A 20,457-nucleotide genomic window follows, 5' to 3' on the forward strand; every position below is an offset into this window, starting at 1 on the left:
CTAGGTATGAAAAAAGTATTCTGTATCGGTGAGCTCTTAATAGATTTTGTTGCCGAAAAACAGGGCAGTAATCTTTCTAAAGCAAACACATTTACTAAAAAAGCAGGTGGTGCACCTGCAAATGTTGCTTGTGCAATAGCAAAGCTTGGTGGAAGAGGTATTTTTGTTGGTTGTGTTGGAGATGATCCGTTTGGAGATTTTCTGCTCAATACCTTAAAGAATGAAAGCGTTGATATTTCCTTGGCGCAGCGTTCCAAAACGTTTACAACCCTTGCTTTTGTGTCATTGGCCGAAGATGGGGAACGTGATTTTGTTTTTAGCAGGGGAGCCGATAGGGAACTTGAATATCAAGTCGCGCTGAGAAAGGATTTTAATGGCAATTTACTTCATTTGGGAGCTGCTACTGCCCTTTTGGGAGGCCCTCTGGAAAAAGCCTATGGCAAATACTTGTTTGATGCCCTTACAAAAGAGATGTTTATAAGTTTTGATCCAAATTTCAGGAAAGATCTTTGGAAAGAAAACGAACTGCAATTCGTTAAAAAGTGCATGCCATTTATTGAGAAATCCCATTTGTGTAAATTCAGTTTGGAAGAGGCGCAATTGCTATCGGGCAAAGAAGATATGCATGAAGCATGTGATTTTTTACATGATGTTGGCGCCAAGATTATAACTGTAACGCTTGGTAAGAAAGGAACACTACTTAGCACGAATAACATTAGAGAGATTGTTCCCAGTATCAAGGTAAAACCAATCGATACAACTGGGGCTGGTGATGCTTTTATTGGCTGTCTTCTACAACAAATTTCAGGTCTGGACAATTTTGATAACATCTTCAATAACGATAAATTGTTACTGAAAATGGTTGCAAAAGCCAATATGGCCGGAGCTATCACTACTACCAATTATGGGGCAATAGTTGCATTGCCCAATAAATCACAGTTACAGGACTAGATGAATCAGGCTGCCTTACATCAATTGATTTCTTCAAGATTTAAGGAAAAGAATACCAAAGTACTTTTCAATTTGCGATTGGCAACAAATTTAGGCTTGATCCAACAATTGTTTTTCTCAATTTATCCAGAAGAAAAACATCATGGTGCGTTTCAGGAATTGATGAACCTATTTCCAAAGTTATTCGCTTTACGTTCTGATGAATTGAAAAATCAGGATTTGCAAAGATTGGAAGAAGGCAATTGGTACCAATCAGAAAAAATGGTGGGCATGCAATTGTATGTTGAGCATTTTCATAAAGATTTAAAAGGTCTTAAAGAAAAAATTCCCTACCTAAAAAGATTGGGAATAAATTTTTTGCACCTTATGCCCATTACTACCCGTCCAAATGGTGAGAACGATGGAGGGTATGCCGTAAACAGTTACCACAAAATAGACCCAAAATATGGAACTGACAAGGAATTTCTCGAGCTAGCTTCAGAGTTTAGAAAACAGCAAATGTTCTTGATGCTGGATTTCGTTGTCAATCATACTTCCAACGAATTTCCATGGGCGAAAAAGGCGAAAAAAGGCGAAAAAAAATATCAAGGATACTATTACATTTTTGAAGACGATTCCATTCCAAAAGAGTTTGAAAAATCACTGCCCGAGGTTTTCCCGGAAACCTCGCCAGGTAATTTTACCCATATTCCTGAAATGGATAGATGGGTGATGACGGTTTTCAATGATTATCAATGGGATCTGAACTATACCAATCCTGAGGTATTTTTGGAGATGTTGACCAATCTGGTAAAATTAGCCAATATGGGGGTTGACATGGTACGCTTTGATGCACTCGCATTTCTCTGGAAAAAAATTGGTACAGATTCCCAAAACCTTCCTGAAGCGCATGACCTTATTGCATTGTTCCGAATGTGTTTGCAAGTTGTGGCACCAGGAACTATATTTTTGGCCGAAGCTATTGTAGCACCAACTGAAATCGTAAAATATTTTGGAGAAGGCCAAAAAAGGGCGAATGAATGTGAAGTTGCCTACAACGCATCTTTAATGGCTTTACTTTGGAATTCAATAGCGACAAAGAAAACAGTACTGCTTTACAAAAGCCTGAGCAACGTGCCTGCCAAACCCAAAGACTGTACATGGATCAACTATATCCGTTGCCATGATGATATTGGACTGGGATATGAAAATAGTTTTATTGAAGAGATTGGATGGAACCCACAACAGCACCGTAAATTTTTGTTGGACTATTATTGCCAGCGGTTGAATTGGTCTCCTTCAAAAGGATTGCTCTTTATGTACAATCCCAAAACTGGGGATGGACGGATCACCGGTAGTGCGGCATCACTCTTAGGACTGGAAAAGGGATTGATTGAGAAAAATAAATCTCTAGTGAACGAAGCAGTTGCAAAAATCAACATGCTTCACGGTATTATTTTGGCCTTTGGAGGTATTCCCATGATTTACGCAGGTGATGAGATCGGTATATTAAACGACTATTCTTTTTTAGAGGATGATGCAACAAAAGGGGACAGCCGTTGGGCAAACAGACCAAAACAAGACTGGGAACTCATTTCAAAATTGGAAAATAAAGATTTGCCCCAATCCAAAATATTCCATACGTTGCAACGATTGATTGCTATTAGAAAAGAAAATATTGTCTTTGCGGATAACGACAATCTATCCTTGTGCCATACTGGCAATGACCACGTTCTTGTATTTGAAAGAACCTCAACAAGCGAAAATGGATTACTGGTCATTAGTAATTTTGACGAAAATCCCCAAGTAATCGAAGCAGGCTGGATACTGAAGCTAGGGTATTTTACGATGGGCAATCCAAAAGATTTGATTTCAGAACAGAAAATATCGCTTAAGAGCGGGTTGTTGGAATTGAAACCGTATCAGATTCTCTGGCTAAAAAAATCTTAATTGTATCTCACTTTTCTAATAATGCGCAAGGATTCTTTGAGCGAGTCATATACTCGCTTATTTGTTTGCTTTAATAACGGACGGGCCTGTTCCATTTGTTCTTTTGCTTCTTCAAAGCCGTTTAAATAACAAAGAAGGTACGTGGCGGGAAGGTGTGTAAGGTCCTTTTCCTCGGCTTGGTTCAGTTTAATTTTCTTTTCAAGTTTTTGTAGCAAGGTATTGTTGGTATTTAATACGTGGTACAATGTTTTCTTATCATATTGTGGTGGTTCAAATACCAATTCACTGTTGATGCTGTATTTTCCGTTGTCGGAAAAAGTTATCACCATTTCTTCCAGTGGAAAGTAATGTTGTTGGGAACCCAGCCCCAATTGTACAAATTCCAAAGTACTGAATGAATTCTCATCATAAGCAATAGTTATCTCGTCCAAAGCAGAATAGAACAGTTTAACTTGCTCGTTGATCAATTCAATGTCAACTCTAGAATAATACGTTTTATTTTGAACCTTTTTCTTGTTTCCCGCCCAGCAGACCACAAATTGTTCTTTAAAAACTTTATAATTACTGGTCAGGTCCGCATGCCTGCTATTCATAAAATTAATTACTGCGTCAAGTGTAAGTTCAATATTATTACGGGCATGTAGCTCTATGGTTGCGACTGCATCAGAATTAATATCCTTAAGTTCAATATCAAAAGCTTTTGGCAAACTTATGCTCCCCTCTCTAAAAAAGACGGCTCCTCCATAGTATTTCCATATATTTTTTCTGAGTGCACATACTTTTCCATTGGATTTTATAGTTACCAAACCCACTACTTTACCTTCCGGCAAATGTGGAAAAGGAATATTTTCATAAGAAATAAGGGGAGGGTTATCCAAATAGGCATTTACCAGATTTTGAATTTTACTATCATCAAAGAAATCAACCCCTACAATCTTGTTGTCTTCATCCTCAACACCTATAACAATAAAAGAATTATTTATGGGGTTGCTGTTTGCCAGAGCACAAACATGTTTTAGAAATTTGGCCTTGCCTTCTTTTTCTCCTATGGAAATAAACCTTTTTTTATCATAGAAGCTATTCTCATCATTATGCGCCAGTAGGTTTTTTACAAGAAGGCGTTTATTGATCATATTTCTTTCCTAACAACTGTACTGCTGGCCTGAGCGGTTGGCATTACCACTAAATCTGCAATGTTTACATGATAGGGCCTTGTAATCGTAAAGTGTATAATATCTGCAATATCCTCTGGCTGTAAGGGTTGGTAGCCTTGATACACTTTCTCAGCTTTTTCAGTATCCCCTTTAAATCGTACATCGCTGAACTCAGTTTCCACCAATCCAGGATTTATAGCTCCTACTCGAATCCCATAAGCATTCAAATCTATGCGCATCCCTTTGTTTATAGCGTCTACGGCATGTTTACTGGCACAGTAAACATTTCCTTTTGGATAAACTTCTTTGCCTGCAGTAGATCCAATGTTTATGATATGTCCTGATTTTCGTTCCACCATTTGTGGCAAAATCGCTTTGGAAATATACAACAGCCCCTTTACATTAATGTCCAGCATTGCATCCCAATCGTCAATATCTCCGTTATCAATGGTATCCATACCATGTGCGTTCCCTGCATTGTTAATTAAAATATCTATGGGGGAAAACTCTTTTGGTATGCTTTCAACTGCTTCGGTAACCGCGAGTTTATCCCTAATATCAAAACTTGATACATAAACTTTCGTGAACTTTTCCAGTTCCTCTTTCAGCGCTTTCAATCGTTTCTTCCTACGGCCACAAATTATTAAGTTAAATCCTTCTTTGGCCAATAGTGTTGCCGTTGCCTTCCCTATTCCACTGGTCGCCCCGGTAATTAATACTGTTTCTGTACCATCCATATTTCATGAAAGTATAAAATTAAACCCTTAAATACTTCACAAAACTGGGGGTTCGGGGTTTTTTTTAACCATTAATTAACAGATGGATTTTAAATAAATTTTCATTTTGCACTTCTTAGTACAAACACTTAAAATAACACGTTACTACAAAAGTTCTTATGGAAGAAAACACTACTATTGATATTAGTGCTGTGAATGAGAAAATTGCCCAAGAAAGCGCATTCATCGATTTGCTTACCCTTGAAATGAACAAAGCTATTGTTGGTCAAAGACACATGGTGGAAAGGTTGCTCATTGGCTTACTGGGTCAAGGTCATATCCTATTGGAAGGCGTTCCGGGATTAGCAAAAACTTTGGCTATCAATACTTTGGCAAAAGCGGTGAAAGGGGATTTTAGTAGAATTCAATTTACGCCTGATCTTTTGCCCGCAGATGTTGTGGGAACTTTGATCTATAATATGAAGGAAAATGATTTTTCCATTAAGAAGGGGCCAATTTTCGCAAACTTTGTTCTTGCAGATGAAATAAACAGGGCTCCCGCAAAAGTTCAGTCGGCATTATTGGAGGCCATGCAGGAAAGACAAGTTACTATTGGGGACGAGACATTTAAATTAGAAGCTCCATTCTTAGTAATGGCCACTCAAAACCCCGTAGAACAAGAAGGAACGTATCCTTTGCCAGAAGCCCAAGTGGACCGTTTTATGCTAAAAACTGTTATAGATTATCCAAAACTTAATGAAGAACAACTCATTATGCGGCAAAATCTAAGTGGTGCCAATGAAGCCATTAAACCCGTAGTTACTTTAAAACAGATTTTAAGTGCCCAACAAGCGGTACGTGAGGTCTATATGGACGAAAAAATAGAAAAATATATCTTGGATTTGGTATTCGCTACCCGCTATCCTGAAAAATACAATCTTGAAAATCTTAAACCCCTGATCAGTTTTGGTGCTTCACCAAGAGGAAGCATAAATTTGGCAAATGCTTCCAAATGCTATGCCTTTATAAAAAGAAGAGGATACGTTGTTCCTGAAGATGTTAGGGCCGTTGTACATGATGTACTTCGACACCGCATCGGGATAACCTATGAGGCCGAAGCTGAGAATGTTACCTCTGAAGAAATCATAAACAAGATTGTTAACGAGGTAGAAGTACCCTAAAAAGTCTACAGTTGGCAGTTGTAGTTGGTGGTTTTTTTTAATGGCATTCCACCACTAAATACTGACGGCTAAACACTGTTTACTTATAAATGGATACAAAAGAGCTACTTAAAAAAGTCCGTAAAATTGAAATAAAGACAAGGCGTCTTTCTGACCATATTTTTGGTGGGGAGTATCATTCTACTTTTAAAGGTAGGGGGATGACCTTTAGCGAGGTACGTCAATATCAATTTGGGGATGATGTAAGAAGTATCGATTGGAACGTTACTGCGCGTTATAATGAGCCATACGTAAAGGTTTTTGAAGAAGAGCGGGAACTGACCATGATGTTAATGGTAGATGTTAGCGGTTCTGAATTATTTGGAACTTCTAACCAGTTTAAAAAAGGAGTCATTACTGAAATATCCGCTACTCTAGCCTTTTCAGCCCTACAGAATAATGATAAGGTGGGTCTAATCTTGTTTTCTGATCAAGTAGAATTGTATATCCCTCCCAAAAAAGGGAAGAGCCACGTTTTACGAATAATTCGAGAACTACTGGAATTTACACCCAAAAGCAACCGAACCAATATAGCGCAAGCTCTAAAGTTTCTTACCAACGTAATGAAGAAGAAAGCTATTGTGTTTATGTTGTCTGATTTTATTGCAGACGATTATGAAAACACGCTTCGAATTATTGGAAATAAACATGATGTAACGGGTATTAGGGTGTTTGACGAACGTGAAGAATCCATCCCTAATCTGGGTATGGTACAAATGCAAGATGCAGAAACGGGAATGTTGCAATTGGTAAATACCCGCTCTAAAAGAGTACGTTCGGCGTACGGTGAATTCCATAAAGAGAAAGTTACATACTTCTCGGATTCTTTTACAAAATCGGGTTGCGGTGTTATTCATTGCAGGGTGGATGAAAGCTATGTAAAAAAATTATTGGGCTATTTTAAACGAAGAGGATAAATGAAGTTTGGAGGACGAAATATAAATTATTATTTGAATGGCACCCTAAAGTATAGGTTCTTGATTCTTGGGGCTTTTTTCTTCATATTTTTTACTCCCCATGAACTCATTTCTCAAGAGAGTTCTAATGTTACAGCGGAAATAGATACCACTAATATTAAAATCGGGGAGCAAATACAGTATAAAATCACCGTAGAAACCGATTCGACAAATATTGTCCATTTTCCCGAAGGGCAGACATTCTCCCCCTTGGAAACCGTAGAGGCCATAATGATGGATACCGTCAAAAATGATAAGAAAGTAATCCTTCAACGCGTATATGCACTAACGCAATTTGACAGCGGCGCATATACAATTCCATCACAACGGATAGCCATAAACGAACAACCTTTTTTCACGGATTCCTTCCGAATAAAAGTAGCCGATGTCGCTGTGGATACCACCAAACAGAAAATGTTCGACATCAAACCTCTTATAGAAGTTGAAAAGAGTTATGCAGAAATATGGAAGATAGTACTTTGGATATTATTGGGTCTTGCAATTATTGGCGGATTGGTCTATTGGTTTTTCTTAAGAAAAAAACCGTTGACCCAAGAAGAGGAAGAGGCCCTGCTGCCTCCTTACGATCGTGCTCTGCTGGAGCTTAAAAAGTTGGAAAATTCCAAATACCTTATCCAAGACGAGTATAAAAAGTATTATTCCGAACTCACCACAATTGTACGTTCATATTTGGAAGAAGACGTAAATGTTTCTGCATTGGAAAGTACAACGGGACAATTAATAGCAAAACTAGAAATGCTCAAGGATGCTGGCGAGCTTAAATTGGATGACGAAACCCTAATACAATTCCAGAATATATTACAAACAGCAGATTTGGTAAAATTTGCCAAATCAAAACCATCTACTTCCATTGCGGAACAGAATAGAAAGACCGTAGAGCAAATAGTAGTCAAAACACACGAAGCACTGCCAGAGCCCACGGAAGAAGATTTGCTTCAGACAAAGGAATATCTAGAAGAAGTGGCAAAAAAGAAACAGCGAAAGAAAATCTATTGGACTGCTGCCATTTTTGCAGGGATTGTATTTTTTGGAATAGTCTTTTCCTTGGTGTTTTTTGGTGTCAAACAAGTAAAAGACAACATTTTTGGGTATCCAACAAAAGAATTATTGGAGGGAGAATGGATTTCAAGTTCTTATGGTTTTCCCCCTATTGAAATTGAAACACCTGATGTTCTCATTCGCCAGGAAATAGAACTGCCTCCAGAAACGCAAGAGCTTATTCAACAACTACAGACTTTTGCATACGGAAGCTATGTAGGCATTTTTTCTGTTGCAACCAGTTCCGTTACCTATAAAGAACAGAACGAACCAAATTTTGAGGCTGCCATAGGATCAACTTTGGGAACTTTTGAAAGTCTTGGGATTAAAAATATTATTACGAAACAAGAAGAGTTTATCACAAAATCAGGAGTACAGGGTATCAAGACCTTTGGGACAGGAAATTTCAAAAATCCTGTCAATGATGAATCCAAAAAGGCTAAATACACCATTCTCTCTTTTGGAGGAAAAGGGTTTATGCAGCAAATCATTATCACGTGGGAAGATGGCGATGAGTATGCAGAACAAATAGTGGATAGAATTTTGAGTACCGTTGACGTAAAAACACAGACCTAGATGTTTAAGAACATAGAATTTGCAAATCCAGAATTTTTTTGGTTGCTACTTTTGCTTCCAGTGGCTTTGCTATGGTATTATTTTAAACATAAAGATCAGGTTGCATCCTTAAAAATATCCAGTATAAAAGGATTTAATGTCAATAGCCTAATTTCAAAAATGAGGCCAGTGCTCTTTGCACTTCGCCTTCTGGCACTTGCAGCAATTATTATGGCTTTGGCAAGACCACAGACAGAGGATATTTCTACCAGGACCAAGACGACCAAAGGAATAGATATTGTTATGGCTATAGACGTTTCTTCAAGTATGCTCGCAAGAGACTTAAAGCCAAATAGACTTTCGGCACTTAAAAAAGTTGCGGGAGAATTTATAGAAAAACGCCCTAATGACCGTATTGGTTTGGTAGGGTATGCAGGCGAAAGCTATACCAAAACACCTATTACGAGTGATAAATCCATAGTGTTGCGTGCTCTACGTGAAATCACTTATGGAGAGTTGGAAGATGGCACCGCCATTGGAATGGGATTGGCAACTTCCGTCAATCGATTAAAAGAAAGTAAGGCCATAAGCAAGGTCATTATACTTTTAACGGACGGCGTAAATAATTCGGGATTTATAGAACCGAACACTGCCGCAAATCTTGCCATTGAGTTTGGCATAAAAACTTATACCATTGGTCTGGGAACCAATGGCAATGCGCTATCCCCCATCGCATACAATCCAGACGGTACTTTTAGATACGGGATGCGCCAAGTGGAGATAGATGAAAAACTATTAAAAGAAATCGCTACGCTAACCGGTGGAAAATATTTTAGGGCGACCAACAATGAGAAGTTAGAGGAAATTTATGATGAAATCAACAAACTTGAAAAAACTGAAATAGAGGAATTCAAATACTATAAGTACGAAGAAAAGTTTAGGCCATTGATTCTTTTGGCAGGAGCTTTGCTATTGATTGAATGGGCATTGCGCAACTCAATTTTTAAAAGTTTTATTTAAAAAGCATGATTCAACTCGATGAAAAAATATACCTCTACCTATTGGCAATTGTGCCAGTAATGGTACTTGCATTTTTCTTTCTTCAAATTTGGAAAAAAAGAACACAGCGCCAGTTTGCAGAGTCGAAACTTTTAAAACGTTTGGCTCCAAATAAATCAAATCTAAAGTCAGGATTAAAACTGATCTTTCTTTCGTTGGGTATTACTTTTTTGATTATTGGACTGGTAAATCCAAAAATTGGGACTAAACTGGAAACCGTAAAACGTGAAGGCGTGGATATTGTTTTTGCCTTGGATGTTTCAAAAAGTATGTTGGCCGAAGATATTGCTCCAAATCGACTGGAAAAAGCAAAAAGATTGATTTCAGAAATCATCAATCAATTGGCGAGTGATCGTATTGGAATAATTGCATATGCCGGGCAGGCCTACCCACAACTGCCCATAACAACTGATTACGGAGCTGCAAAAATGTTCCTTCAAAGCATGAACACTGACATGCTCTCTTCGCAAGGAACCGCCATCAATGCAGCCATAGACTTGGCAAGCACATATTATGATGATTCAGAACAAACCAATAGGGTTCTTTTTATCGTTTCTGATGGAGAAGACCATTCAGAAAGAACTACTTTGGATGCGGTGGAATATGCCACTCAAAATGGTATTCGCATATTCACCATTGGTGTTGGAAAACCAAAAGGTGCTCCCATCCCCATTAAAAGAAAAGGTATTGTTGAAACTTTGAAAAAAGACAATCAAGGAGAGGTGGTCATTACAAAACTTAATGAAGACGTACTTTCCGAGATAGCTGATCGGGGCAACGGTGAATATATCAACGGCTCCAATACCGAAAATGCCGTGGAATATATCAAGGAACAGCTAAATCAAATGGATAAGAAAGAATTTGAGGCCAAACAATTTGCAGAGTACAAAGATCAATTTCAATGGTTCTTGGGCATAGGTCTTTTATTTTTATTTTTGGATATCTTCCTTTTGGACAGAAAAACAAAGTGGTTGAAAAAACTAAATCTTTTTAACGAGCATGATGATGAATAAGATAAGATTGATGTTGCCCCTGTTGCTTTTCCTAGCTATCACTTCGCAAGCACAGGAAGAAATGGTCGATGAAGTGGCAGAAAATGCACTTAGAGAATCAAAAAATCTTACATGGGAAGCAAATAAAGAGCTGACCGAGAATAATTTTATTACTGCCGAAGCAGACTACAGGAAAGCCATTTCCAAAAGCGGTGAAAATGCCGTTGCGCCTTTTAATCTTGGCAATGCTTATTACAATAGGGAAAACTACCAAGAAGCTTTTGGTAGATTTAAACAGGCGGGCGAGACAGCAGAATCCAAACCTGAAAAACATAAATCCTATCATAATATGGGGAATGTGTTCATGAAGAACAAAGAATATCAAAAAGCTGTGGAAGCTTATAAAGAGGCCCTTAGAAACAATCCAACAGATGAGGAAACCCGTTACAATCTGGCTTTAGCCAAAGAAATGCTAAAAAAGCAACAGGACGAACAAAAAAACGACCAAAACCAAGACGATAAGGATAAAAAGAACGAAGAAGACCAAAAAGACAAAAATAAAGACCAGGACGATAGGGGAGAGAATGACAAGGAAAATGAAGGAGAACAAAACGAAGATGAAAATAAAGATAAAGGCGATGATGGAGATAATGGAGAAAACAAGCCTGAAGAGAACAAAGAAGGAGAAGGGGACAAAAAAGAAGAACAGAAAAAAAAGCCCAATGAAGGTGACCGCCCCGAGGAACAAAAACAACAACCAAGACCCAATCAACTTTCCAAGCAACAAATTCAAAATTTGCTAGAAGCCATGCAAAATGAGGAAAAGAAAGTCCAAGAAAAAATGGAGGCAAAAAAGGTGAAAGGCAAAAAAATAAAAAATGAGAAGGATTGGTGATGTACAAAGCGTGGTTTAATTTCTTAATCTTTTTAAGCACTTCCTTGTTCGCAGGGCTGTCTTTGTACGGCCAAGAAAACGAGGTGACCTTTGAAGTAAGATTAAGCAAAGAAAAGTTGGGTATAAACGAACGCCTTAGGGTCGAATTTGCCATGAATAAGGACGGGGACAATTTCAAGCCTCCCTCTTTTCAAGGTTTTAAGGTAGTAATGGGTCCCTCACAATCCATAAGTTCTTCTTGGATCAATGGCAAACGAAGTTACTCGAAGTCTTATTCCTATGTGTTGGTGCCGACAGCCAGGGGAAGATTCACCATTGAGCAGGCCACCATAGAAATTGGCGGGGAAACTTATAAAACCCTTTCAAAAGCTGTAGAGGTCACAGCAGCTGTTGATAAGCCCAGTGACCAAAAAACGGTTGACGATGTTGCAGATGAAAGCCTTCATCTAGTTGCAGAAGTATCCAAGGGGAATCCCTATCTAAACGAGGCTGTAAATGTAGTTTACAAACTTTATGTAAGTCCAAATATAAGTGTTACCAATTACCGCCCGCTGGACAATCCTAAATACAACAGTTTTTGGAGTCAAGACATCCCCGTAACAAAACACACGGCCCAAAACGGAACGTACAAAGGCAAACCATATCGCTACGTAATCTTAAAACGGGTAGTGCTATACCCACAAAAATCAGGAAACTTGGAGATTGAACCACTTTCTTTGGAAATCTTTGTAGACGTTCCAACAAACAGGAGGGATTTCTTTGGTGGTCGTATCTATACCCAAACCAGTAAAACGGTTTCCGCAGGCAGACGCACACTTAATGTAAAACCTTTGCCTACTGCAGGCAAGCCTGCAAATTTTGGTGGAGCGGTAGGTGAGTTCGATTTTAATGTTACTACGAGCAAAAATAAGTTGAATGCCTCAGAATCGTTACAGGCAAAGGTCGAAGTCTCAGGAAAAGGAAACCTAAAACTCTTTCAATTACCAGAACCGGAACTTCCAAGTGCATTGGAAGTATACGACCCAGAATATGACGAAAATGTACGTACCGTAAGTTCTGGCATGGAAGGCAAAGTAGCGAATAATTACACCATAGTTCCATCGTTCAGGGGAAAATATCCTATCCCTAGTATATCCTTCAGCTATTTTAATCCAAGGACATCAAAGTATGTCACTTTGAGTTCCGAAGAAATAAATATTGAAGTCATGGAAGGGCCTACAAGCGCCTCTTCCGATAACCCCGTCACTCTGGGCACCAATAAGCAATTGGTAGTGGCAACTGGAAAACAGTTCCACTTTATTAAACTAAATCCAAATTTGAGCAAGCTTGAAACAAAGTATTTCTTCGGGTCAGGGAACTTCTATCTTTTACTTTTAGCCCCATTGTTATTGATTCCCATAGCGGTGTTCTCCTTTAAGAAAAGAGAGGCGATCGCTAGTGACGTAGCGGGGAATAAAATTAAAAAGGCGAACAAACTTGCGAGAAAATACCTATCCACTGCCAAAAAAGAGCTGGGCAATAAAGAAGCTTTCTATGTGGCTCTTGAAAAAGGACTACATAACTATTTAAAAGCAAAGTTAAAAATAGAGACCTCTGAGTTCAGTAAAGAAAAAATAACCATTATCCTCACAGATAAAAATGTAAGCTCAGACGATATAGATGGATTCATAAGTCTGCTCAAAAATTGTGAAATGGCACGTTATAGTCCATTCTCGGATGTGCAAATGCAAAATGACTACGAAAAAGCAAGTGATATAATCTCTAAATTGGACAAACAATTATGAGCGTAAAGAAATTGGCCTTATTTGCTTTTCTATTTTCATTTTATGTAGGACTGGCCCAGAATACTGCACTTTTCAATCAAGCTACAGAACACTACAATAAAGGTGAATATGCACAAGCAATCCAAAATTATGAGCAAATCCTAGAAAATGGAGAACACTCAGCCGCATTGTATTTCAATTTGGGCAATTGTTATTATAAATTGGACGAAATAGGTCCAAGTATCTACTTTTATGAAAAGGCCCTACTTTTAAAACCAAATGACAGCGAAATTTTAAATAATCTTCGCTATGCCCAGAATATGAGGCTTGATGCCATTGAAGAAATGCCCAAAACCGACCTAGGGCGTGTATATACAAATTTTGTGAATATGCTATCCTTTGATCAATGGGCCTACTCTGCAATTTTTCTTATTATTCTTTTTGTACTCTTATACCTTGCCTATTTCTTTTTGCGATATGCCACTCAAAAGCGTATAGCGTTCATAGTTAGTATCTTTTCCTTGATTTTGGGTGCATTCTGTGTTTTGATTGCTTATTTACAATATCAAAATTTTAAAAAAGACAATCCTGCCATTGTCTACAGCTCAGAGGTGAAGATTACTTCAGAGCCCAATAATAATAGTGAAGTAGTATTTACATTGCATGAAGGAACCAAGGTCAATATACTGGAGCAGCTCAACGATTGGAAAAAAATTAGACTTGCCGATGGCAAAACCGGATGGTTGAAGAGTGACAATCTAAAGCTTCTTAAGGACTTTTAATTTATATTTAACAAAGAATGATAGCTTTACTATTATTTTTGGCCAAAAGCGTTCACGTGCTCAAAGCCATAATCTATCCATTTCTGGCATTACTGTTAATGTTTTCCATATTGGCTCCATCAATTATGCTTTTATTGGATAATAAATATGAAATTGCAGTTCCACAAGATTTAAATGAAGAGGAAAAAAAACAAGAAAACGAACCCGAAAAAAATTTCGATTACAAAAATTCAGTTCTAATCAATTCTATTGCAGCAAAGACACGTGTTTATACAAAGAAAATTTTGTGCCACAGCAGCTATTTGTTCACTGTTTCCATTTTCGATGCTGAAATACCTTTCCCCCCACCAAGGAAATTTGTGCAATCATCCAATTTTTTTACTTTCATTTGCTAATCGTCTTCAGTAAAATACTATTTTAAAGACTAAACCAGAATAATATTATGTTCAAGTATATAAAAAATGACCTGCCCGCTAGTATTGTAGTGTTCTTTGTGGCACTGCCACTCTGTTTGGGCATTGCACTTGCCAGTGGAGCTCCATTATTTTCAGGCCTGATTGCAGGAATTGTTGGGGGAATACTGGTCGGGAGCCTAAGTGGTTCGCAAATTGGCGTAAGTGGCCCTGCAGCAGGTCTTGCTGCCATTGTATTGACAGCAATTGGAACTTTGGGAGGATTCGAAAACTTTTTGGTAGCGGTTGTTCTTGGTGGAATAATCCAGATAATCTTCAGTATATTAAAAGCTGGGGTTATTGCATATTATTTTCCATCATCGGTCATAAAAGGAATGCTTACCGGTATAGGTATCATAATCATCCTAAAACAAATTCCCCATTTTTTTGGTTACGATGAAGATCCAGAAGGAGATTTTTCATTTTTTCAGGTCGATGGTGAAAATACGTTCAGTGAAATTTTGAACGCTATTAATTCTATTAGTCCCGGTGCTACAATAATCGCAATAATAGCATTGGCCATCTTAATATTATGGGATAAAGTATTAAGCAAAAAATCCAAGGTTTTTAAACTCATACAGGGGCCTCTTGTTGCTGTGGTCTGCGGGATTCTTTATTTTGTCCTCACAAGTGACAATTCCTATTTGGCAATATCCAGCGAACATTTGGTCAGTGTTCCCGTTCCAGAGAGTATAGAGTCTCTGAAAGGGCTTTTGAGGTTTCCAAATTTTGGGGTCATTGGAAATCCAGAAATATGGATTACGGCATTTACTATAGCCTTGGTTGCCAGTCTGGAGACATTATTATGTGTTGAAGCAACGGACAAGCTCGACCCTTATAAAAGAACAACACCAACAAACAAAGAACTATTTGCGCAGGGTATTGGAAACAGTGTTTCCGGTCTACTTGGCGGATTACCTGTGACACAGGTCATAGTGCGTAGTTCTGCCAACATTCAATCTGGTGGTAGAACAAAGGCCTCGGCAATTATCCACGGTTTTTTTCTCTTGATATCCGTAATGCTGATACCAAGATTGCTCAATATGATTCCACTTTCCGTTTTGGCGGCAATATTGTTCATAGTTGGATACAAATTGGCAAAGCCCGGTCTGTTCGTTAAAATGTACCATCTGGGGTGGAAACAATTTGTCCCCTTTGTGGTTACAGTATTGGGAATCGTATTTACGGATTTATTGATAGGTATTGGTCTTGGTTTGGCGGTAGGCATCGTTGTCATCTTGATTAAGAGTTATCAGAACTCCCACTTTTTGCACATTGAAGATAAAAGTAACGGCGCGCACAAAATAAAAATGACCTTGGCAGAGGAAGTGACCTTTTTTAACAAAGGTGCCATCCTCAAAGAATTGGACAGTCTACCTGAAAATTCATATCTTGAATTGGACGTTAGAAAAACTCGCTATTTAGACAACGATATTATTGAAATTCTTGATGACTTTTCTGAAAAAGCAAAGAATAAGAATATAGAGATAAAACTTATATCCGAAAGGGGCGTAGCGGAAAACCCAGAAAGCTACATTGAGTTTTTTAAATTGGATATTGAACAAAATAAACATATAGAGCATGATTACACAAACTAAAGAAACACAAGCAGCCCTGAGCCCAACTACTGCATGGGAACTTTTAAAAGAAGGAAACAAGCGCTTTTTAGAAAATAGAGAAGCGAATAGAGATTTATTGAAGCAAGTAGCAGAAACTAGTACAGGGCAATATCCTTTTGCAACTATTTTAAGTTGTATAGATTCGCGTGTTTCATCGGAATTAATATTTGATCAAGGCATTGGTGATATTTTTAGCGCACGCGTGGCAGGTAATATCGTTAATGATGATATTTTGGGAAGTATGGAATTTGCCTGTAAACTTGCAGGCACCAAAATAATAGTGGTTTTGGGGCATACGAGCTGTGGTGCGGTTAAAGGAGCATGTGATGATGCCAAAATGGGTAATCTAACCGTGTTGCTCAGTAAAATAAAACCTGCGGTCGATGCAATTTCAGAACCGTCGGACGAATCGCAACGAAATTCCAAAAACATTGATTTTGTAAATAACGTGGCCGAGAAAAATGTGAAACTGACCATCGATAATATTAGGAGACAAAGCCCGGTTCTCAATGAAATGGAAGAGAATGGGGAAATTATTATTGTTGGCGGAATGTATGATATCTCAACGGGAGAGGTCAATTACATGTAGACAGAAAACTACTTTAACCCAAAAGGCCATTGTTTAACACTTCATTGGCCTTTTATAATTTATCAAAAACTCTATCTTGGATACCACACGGATATAATCTAAACGCACTACATGTTCAAGCATTTTAGAGGAGATTTATTTGGAGGCATAACCGCTGGGATTGTGGCCCTTCCCCTCGCCCTAGCATTTGGGGTCAGTTCTGGATTAGGTCCAAGTGCAGGTCTGTACGGTGCAATTTTTATAAGTTTTTTCGCCGCTCTTTTTGGAGGTACCAACACACAGATTTCTGGCCCCACTGCTCCAATGACTGCAGTAAGTATGGTGGTGATTGCAGGTATAGTTGCGATTAATGATGGTGATATTGGCAGGGCACTCCCAGCAATATTGACTATTTTTTTATTGGCGGGATTTATGCAAATCGGGCTTGGTCTTATGGGTTTGGGAAAATATATAAAGTACATCCCCTATCCAGTAGTCTCCGGTTTTATGACAGCCATAGGAGTTATTATTCTGGTGACACAAATCCTTCCCGCTGTTGGTTACTATCCAAAAGAAGATACGGAATATGTAAATCGCTTCATGGCAGATGCAGAAGAAGAAATTCTCGAAAATATTCTAAGGGAAGAAGCTGGGGAAGGCATATTGGTATTGGAAGATTTTGAGGAGACCATTAGAAGAGCTGATGAAATAACCCCAGCTGATATGCAGAAAGAAGCCAAGACCTTAGCGGCAAAAGATGCTTCCGGAGTCATGGGCACCTTTAGAGTATTACCCAAAGCACTGAAGAATATCAATTGGTTGGAGTTAGCTTTAGCTTTGGCAACTATCCTCATTATATATGGCTTTAAACGTATCACTACCGCAGTCCCCAGTACTTTGGTTGCCTTAATAGTAGTGTCCGGTATAGCTTATGGGTTTGAATTAAATTATAGACCGATTGAAGAAATTCCCAGTGGGTTGCCATTACCAAATTTGGAAATCTTTACAGCGTTCAGAATTGATTCTATTGCTCCTTACATTTTTACGGCATTGACCTTGGCACTGCTTGGTGCCATTGATTCACTATTGACTTCGGTAGTGGCGGACAATATGACCCAGACCAAACATAAACCAAATAAAGAATTGGTAGGGCAAGGAATTGGAAATAGTATCGCAGCATTGTTCGGAGGTCTCCCCGGTGCAGGTGCAACAATAAGAACGGTAGTGAATATTAATTCCGGCGGAAAAACAAAACTTTCAGGAATGGTTGCAGGTATTCTCTTATTGGTCATACTTCTGGCATTGGGCCCGGTGGCATCACAGATTCCTGCTGCGGTACTAGCGGGTATTTTAGTTACCGTTGGTATCGGTGTAATGGATTACAAAGGACTCCGAGCAATTCCCTACCTACCTAAGGACATAAAATTAGGTCCTATAAAGCTTAGCTCAGAAGTAATAATTATGCTCGTGGTGATGGTGCTCTCTTCTATTTGGAACCTCGTATACGCTGTTGGTATTGGTTTGGTTTTCGCTTCTTTGATGTTTATGAAGAAAATGGGCGATCTAACTGCGAAAAGATCGGACGTAAAGTCATTGACCGACGAAAAAAAATGGGCGGATGAAAAAGATTTTCCAAAAGAATTGACCAATGAGGTATTTATCAAACATGTTAAAGGGCCTCTTTTCTTTGGTTCAACGAGCGAGTTCCAGCAACTTGCACAACAAATACCGTATACTGCGTCAACCGTAATAATACGGTTGGGGCGAATGCAATATATGGACCAGACGGGCCTCTATGCCATGGAAGATGTTCTTCAGGATTTAAAGAACAAAAATATTGATGTATTGTTGGTGGATATTCTTGAGCAGCCCAAATATATGATGGAACGTATTGATATTATTCCGGATTTAATTCCTAAGGAACATATTTTCAATAATTTCAAAAGCTGTATAAATTGGATAGAGCTCAATACAAAGAAGAGATAACCGAACAATAGCGTTAATCAATGTCTCCTACATTACTATTGCTATTACAGAATTTCCCCAATGACTCAGGACCAATTTACAGGGAAACCCTTGAAGGAAGACTGATTATTGAACCGTACAATACGTTTAGCAATACCATTTTTGTCATTATTTTGTGGTATTGGGGCTATAGGGTATACAAAAATCCGAGACAGCACTTATTTCTGGCTCTGGTTCTCCCCGTTATTGCAGTTAGTTATATAGGAGGTACTATCTATCACGCCACCAGAAGCCATGAATTTTGGCTATTATTGGATTGGGTACCGATCATGTTGCTGTGCATGGCCATGATTATTTATTTCATCCTCAAAATAGTTTCCAAACCTTGGCATCGAATTCTTTTACTGATTATTTTCTTTGGGGCATCTTTTGGTTTACGAATACTTCCCATACCAAAAGCGTTAAGAATTTCCACAGGATATGTAATAACCGCACTAACGGTTGTGGTTCCCATAATATGGTATCTCTTCAAGACCAAGTTCATAAATGTGCAATGGGTAATTTTTGCGGTTTTGATATTTAGTTTAGCCGTTTTCTTTAGGAGCATCGATCTAAAACAATCTGTTTTTCAAATGGGAACACATTGGTTATGGCACTTTTTTGGTGGCGTAGCAGTTCATTGCCTGATTGCCTATATATTCAAGGACAATTTGCTAAATTTGTCCGCCAATAGTAAAATCGACCATGATTGATACCATAAAAGAACATTTGAACGAAGTTGAAAATTTTACTTCCAACTCAAAAGACGAAATAGAAGCTTTCCGAATTAAGTACCTTGGAAAAAAAGGCTTGTTGAATATGTTCTTTGCAGAGTTCAAAAATGTTCCGAACGAACAGAAAAAAGAATTCGGACAGGTTATCAATCAACTTAAGAGTACAACTACGGAAAAAGTGAGCGCGCTAAAGACGGCTCTTGAAAACACCGCCGAAACAAGGGGCAAGTTTGGAGATTTGACCAGGCCCGGGGAACCAATCGAAATTGGGGCAAGGCACCCCATATCTATAGTTAGAAACCAAATCATTGATATTTTCTCCAGAATCGGTTTCAATGTTTCCGAAGGTCCCGAAATCGAAGATGATTGGCATAATTTTACAGCGCTCAATTTGCCCGAATATCATCCTGCACGAGATATGCAGGACACTTTTTTTATTCAGACCGACCCAGATATTCTTTTGCGCACCCATACATCTTCCGTACAGGTAAGATACATGGAAAACAACAAGCCTCCCATTAGAACAATTTCTCCCGGGAGGGTTTATCGTAATGAGGCCATTTCTGCGCGTTCGCACTGTTTTTTTCATCAGGTAGAGGGTTTATATGTAGATAAAGACGTTTCTTTTGCCGACTTAAAACAGACACTTCAGTATTTTACTTCGGAAATGTTTGGGAAATCAAAAATTCGACTACGTCCTTCTTATTTTCCTTTTACAGAACCGAGTGCAGAAGTTGATGTGTATTGGGGCCTGGAAACAGAAACAGATTACCGTATGACAAAGGGTACGGGGTGGCTTGAAATTATGGGTTGTGGTATGGTCGACCCCAATGTTTTGCAGAATTGCGGTATCGATCCAGAAGCGTATTCAGGCTTTGCCTTTGGTATGGGCATTGACCGTATTGCCCTTTTACTTCATCAAATTTCAGATATACGATTATTGAGTGAAAATGATATTCGTTTTTTGGAACAGTTTAAGAGTTCATTGTAAATCTAACCTCTTCTTTTCTTGCTATTCTTAATTACCAATGACTATATAAGGTTGGTAA

Annotated in this window: 18 protein-coding genes; 16 read left to right on the forward strand and 2 right to left on the reverse strand. The window is 38.5% G+C overall.

All coding sequences use genetic code 11. The features are described 5' to 3' along the window. Window positions 1–6 precede the first annotated feature (6 nt). The gene (locus tag HME9304_RS06450; protein WP_112377803.1) at window positions 7–951 is read left to right on the forward strand and encodes a carbohydrate kinase family protein; all 945 of its coding nucleotides are present in this window, start codon (window positions 7–9) and stop codon (window positions 949–951) included. Then, window positions 952–2,880 (forward strand): alpha-amylase family glycosyl hydrolase, encoded by a 1,929-nt coding sequence (locus HME9304_RS06455; protein WP_112377804.1) that lies wholly within the window; start codon window positions 952–954, stop codon window positions 2,878–2,880. On the opposite strand, the gene HME9304_RS06460 is transcribed toward HME9304_RS06455, so the two are convergent. Further along, window positions 2,877–4,013: an ATP-binding protein gene (locus HME9304_RS06460; RefSeq protein ID WP_112377805.1), complete on the reverse strand. Its 1,137-nt coding sequence runs from the start codon at window positions 4,011–4,013 to the stop codon at window positions 2,877–2,879. The genes HME9304_RS06455 and HME9304_RS06460 overlap by 4 nt on opposite strands. Then, a complete protein-coding gene (locus HME9304_RS06465; RefSeq protein ID WP_112377806.1) occupies window positions 4,010–4,771 on the reverse strand; it encodes an SDR family NAD(P)-dependent oxidoreductase in 762 nt (253 codons plus the stop codon). Before HME9304_RS06465 ends, HME9304_RS06460 begins: the two co-directional genes overlap by 4 nt. Window positions 4,772–4,929: 158 nt before the next feature. Between HME9304_RS06465 and HME9304_RS06470 the strand changes: the two genes are divergently transcribed. From HME9304_RS06470 to pheS, 14 genes are all read left to right on the forward strand, one after another. Beyond that, window positions 4,930–5,931, forward strand: coding sequence for an AAA family ATPase (locus tag HME9304_RS06470; RefSeq protein WP_112377807.1), 1,002 nt, complete (start codon window positions 4,930–4,932; stop codon window positions 5,929–5,931). Between the two features lie 89 nt (window positions 5,932–6,020). Next, window positions 6,021–6,887: a DUF58 domain-containing protein gene (locus HME9304_RS06475; RefSeq protein WP_112377808.1), complete on the forward strand. Its 867-nt coding sequence runs from the start codon at window positions 6,021–6,023 to the stop codon at window positions 6,885–6,887. Beyond that, complete coding sequence (locus tag HME9304_RS06480; protein WP_239023405.1) at window positions 6,888–8,561, forward strand: BatD family protein; 1,674 nt, start codon at window positions 6,888–6,890, stop codon at window positions 8,559–8,561. Further along, on the forward strand, window positions 8,562–9,560 hold the full coding sequence (locus tag HME9304_RS06485) for a vWA domain-containing protein (protein WP_112377809.1): 999 nt from the start codon (window positions 8,562–8,564) through the stop codon (window positions 9,558–9,560). Window positions 9,561–9,565: 5 nt separating this feature from the next. After that, window positions 9,566–10,612, forward strand: coding sequence for a VWA domain-containing protein (locus tag HME9304_RS06490; RefSeq protein ID WP_112377810.1), 1,047 nt, complete (start codon window positions 9,566–9,568; stop codon window positions 10,610–10,612). Beyond that, entirely contained in the window at window positions 10,605–11,486 is an 882-nt protein-coding gene (locus HME9304_RS06495; RefSeq protein WP_112377811.1) for a tetratricopeptide repeat protein, read from the forward strand. Before HME9304_RS06490 ends, HME9304_RS06495 begins: the two co-directional genes overlap by 8 nt. Then, complete coding sequence (locus tag HME9304_RS06500; RefSeq protein ID WP_112377812.1) at window positions 11,486–13,270, forward strand: BatD family protein; 1,785 nt, start codon at window positions 11,486–11,488, stop codon at window positions 13,268–13,270. The genes HME9304_RS06495 and HME9304_RS06500 overlap by 1 nt, the downstream gene beginning before the upstream one ends. Continuing rightward, a complete protein-coding gene (locus HME9304_RS06505) occupies window positions 13,267–14,031 on the forward strand; it encodes an SH3 domain-containing protein (RefSeq protein ID WP_112377813.1) in 765 nt (254 codons plus the stop codon). Before HME9304_RS06500 ends, HME9304_RS06505 begins: the two co-directional genes overlap by 4 nt. 17 nt (window positions 14,032–14,048) lie before the next feature. After that, a complete protein-coding gene (locus HME9304_RS06510) occupies window positions 14,049–14,426 on the forward strand; it encodes a hypothetical protein (RefSeq protein WP_112377814.1) in 378 nt (125 codons plus the stop codon). Between the two features lie 47 nt (window positions 14,427–14,473). After that, the gene (locus HME9304_RS06515) at window positions 14,474–16,081 is read left to right on the forward strand and encodes a SulP family inorganic anion transporter (protein ID WP_112377815.1); all 1,608 of its coding nucleotides are present in this window, start codon (window positions 14,474–14,476) and stop codon (window positions 16,079–16,081) included. After that, window positions 16,065–16,691 (forward strand): carbonic anhydrase family protein, encoded by a 627-nt coding sequence (locus tag HME9304_RS06520; protein ID WP_112377816.1) that lies wholly within the window; start codon window positions 16,065–16,067, stop codon window positions 16,689–16,691. Before HME9304_RS06515 ends, HME9304_RS06520 begins: the two co-directional genes overlap by 17 nt. A gap of 111 nt (window positions 16,692–16,802) precedes the next feature. After that, window positions 16,803–18,656: a SulP family inorganic anion transporter gene (locus HME9304_RS06525; RefSeq protein WP_112377817.1), complete on the forward strand. Its 1,854-nt coding sequence runs from the start codon at window positions 16,803–16,805 to the stop codon at window positions 18,654–18,656. A gap of 20 nt (window positions 18,657–18,676) precedes the next feature. Next, window positions 18,677–19,387, forward strand: coding sequence for a ceramidase (locus HME9304_RS06530; protein ID WP_239023406.1), 711 nt, complete (start codon window positions 18,677–18,679; stop codon window positions 19,385–19,387). Continuing rightward, window positions 19,380–20,399: a phenylalanine--tRNA ligase subunit alpha gene (gene pheS / locus HME9304_RS06535; RefSeq protein WP_112377818.1), complete on the forward strand. Its 1,020-nt coding sequence runs from the start codon at window positions 19,380–19,382 to the stop codon at window positions 20,397–20,399. The genes HME9304_RS06530 and pheS overlap by 8 nt, the downstream gene beginning before the upstream one ends. Window positions 20,400–20,457: the final 58 nt, after the last annotated feature.

The sequence above is a fragment of the Flagellimonas maritima genome (genome assembly GCF_003269425.1).
In the GTDB taxonomy this organism is placed as follows: domain Bacteria; phylum Bacteroidota; class Bacteroidia; order Flavobacteriales; family Flavobacteriaceae; genus Flagellimonas; species Flagellimonas maritima.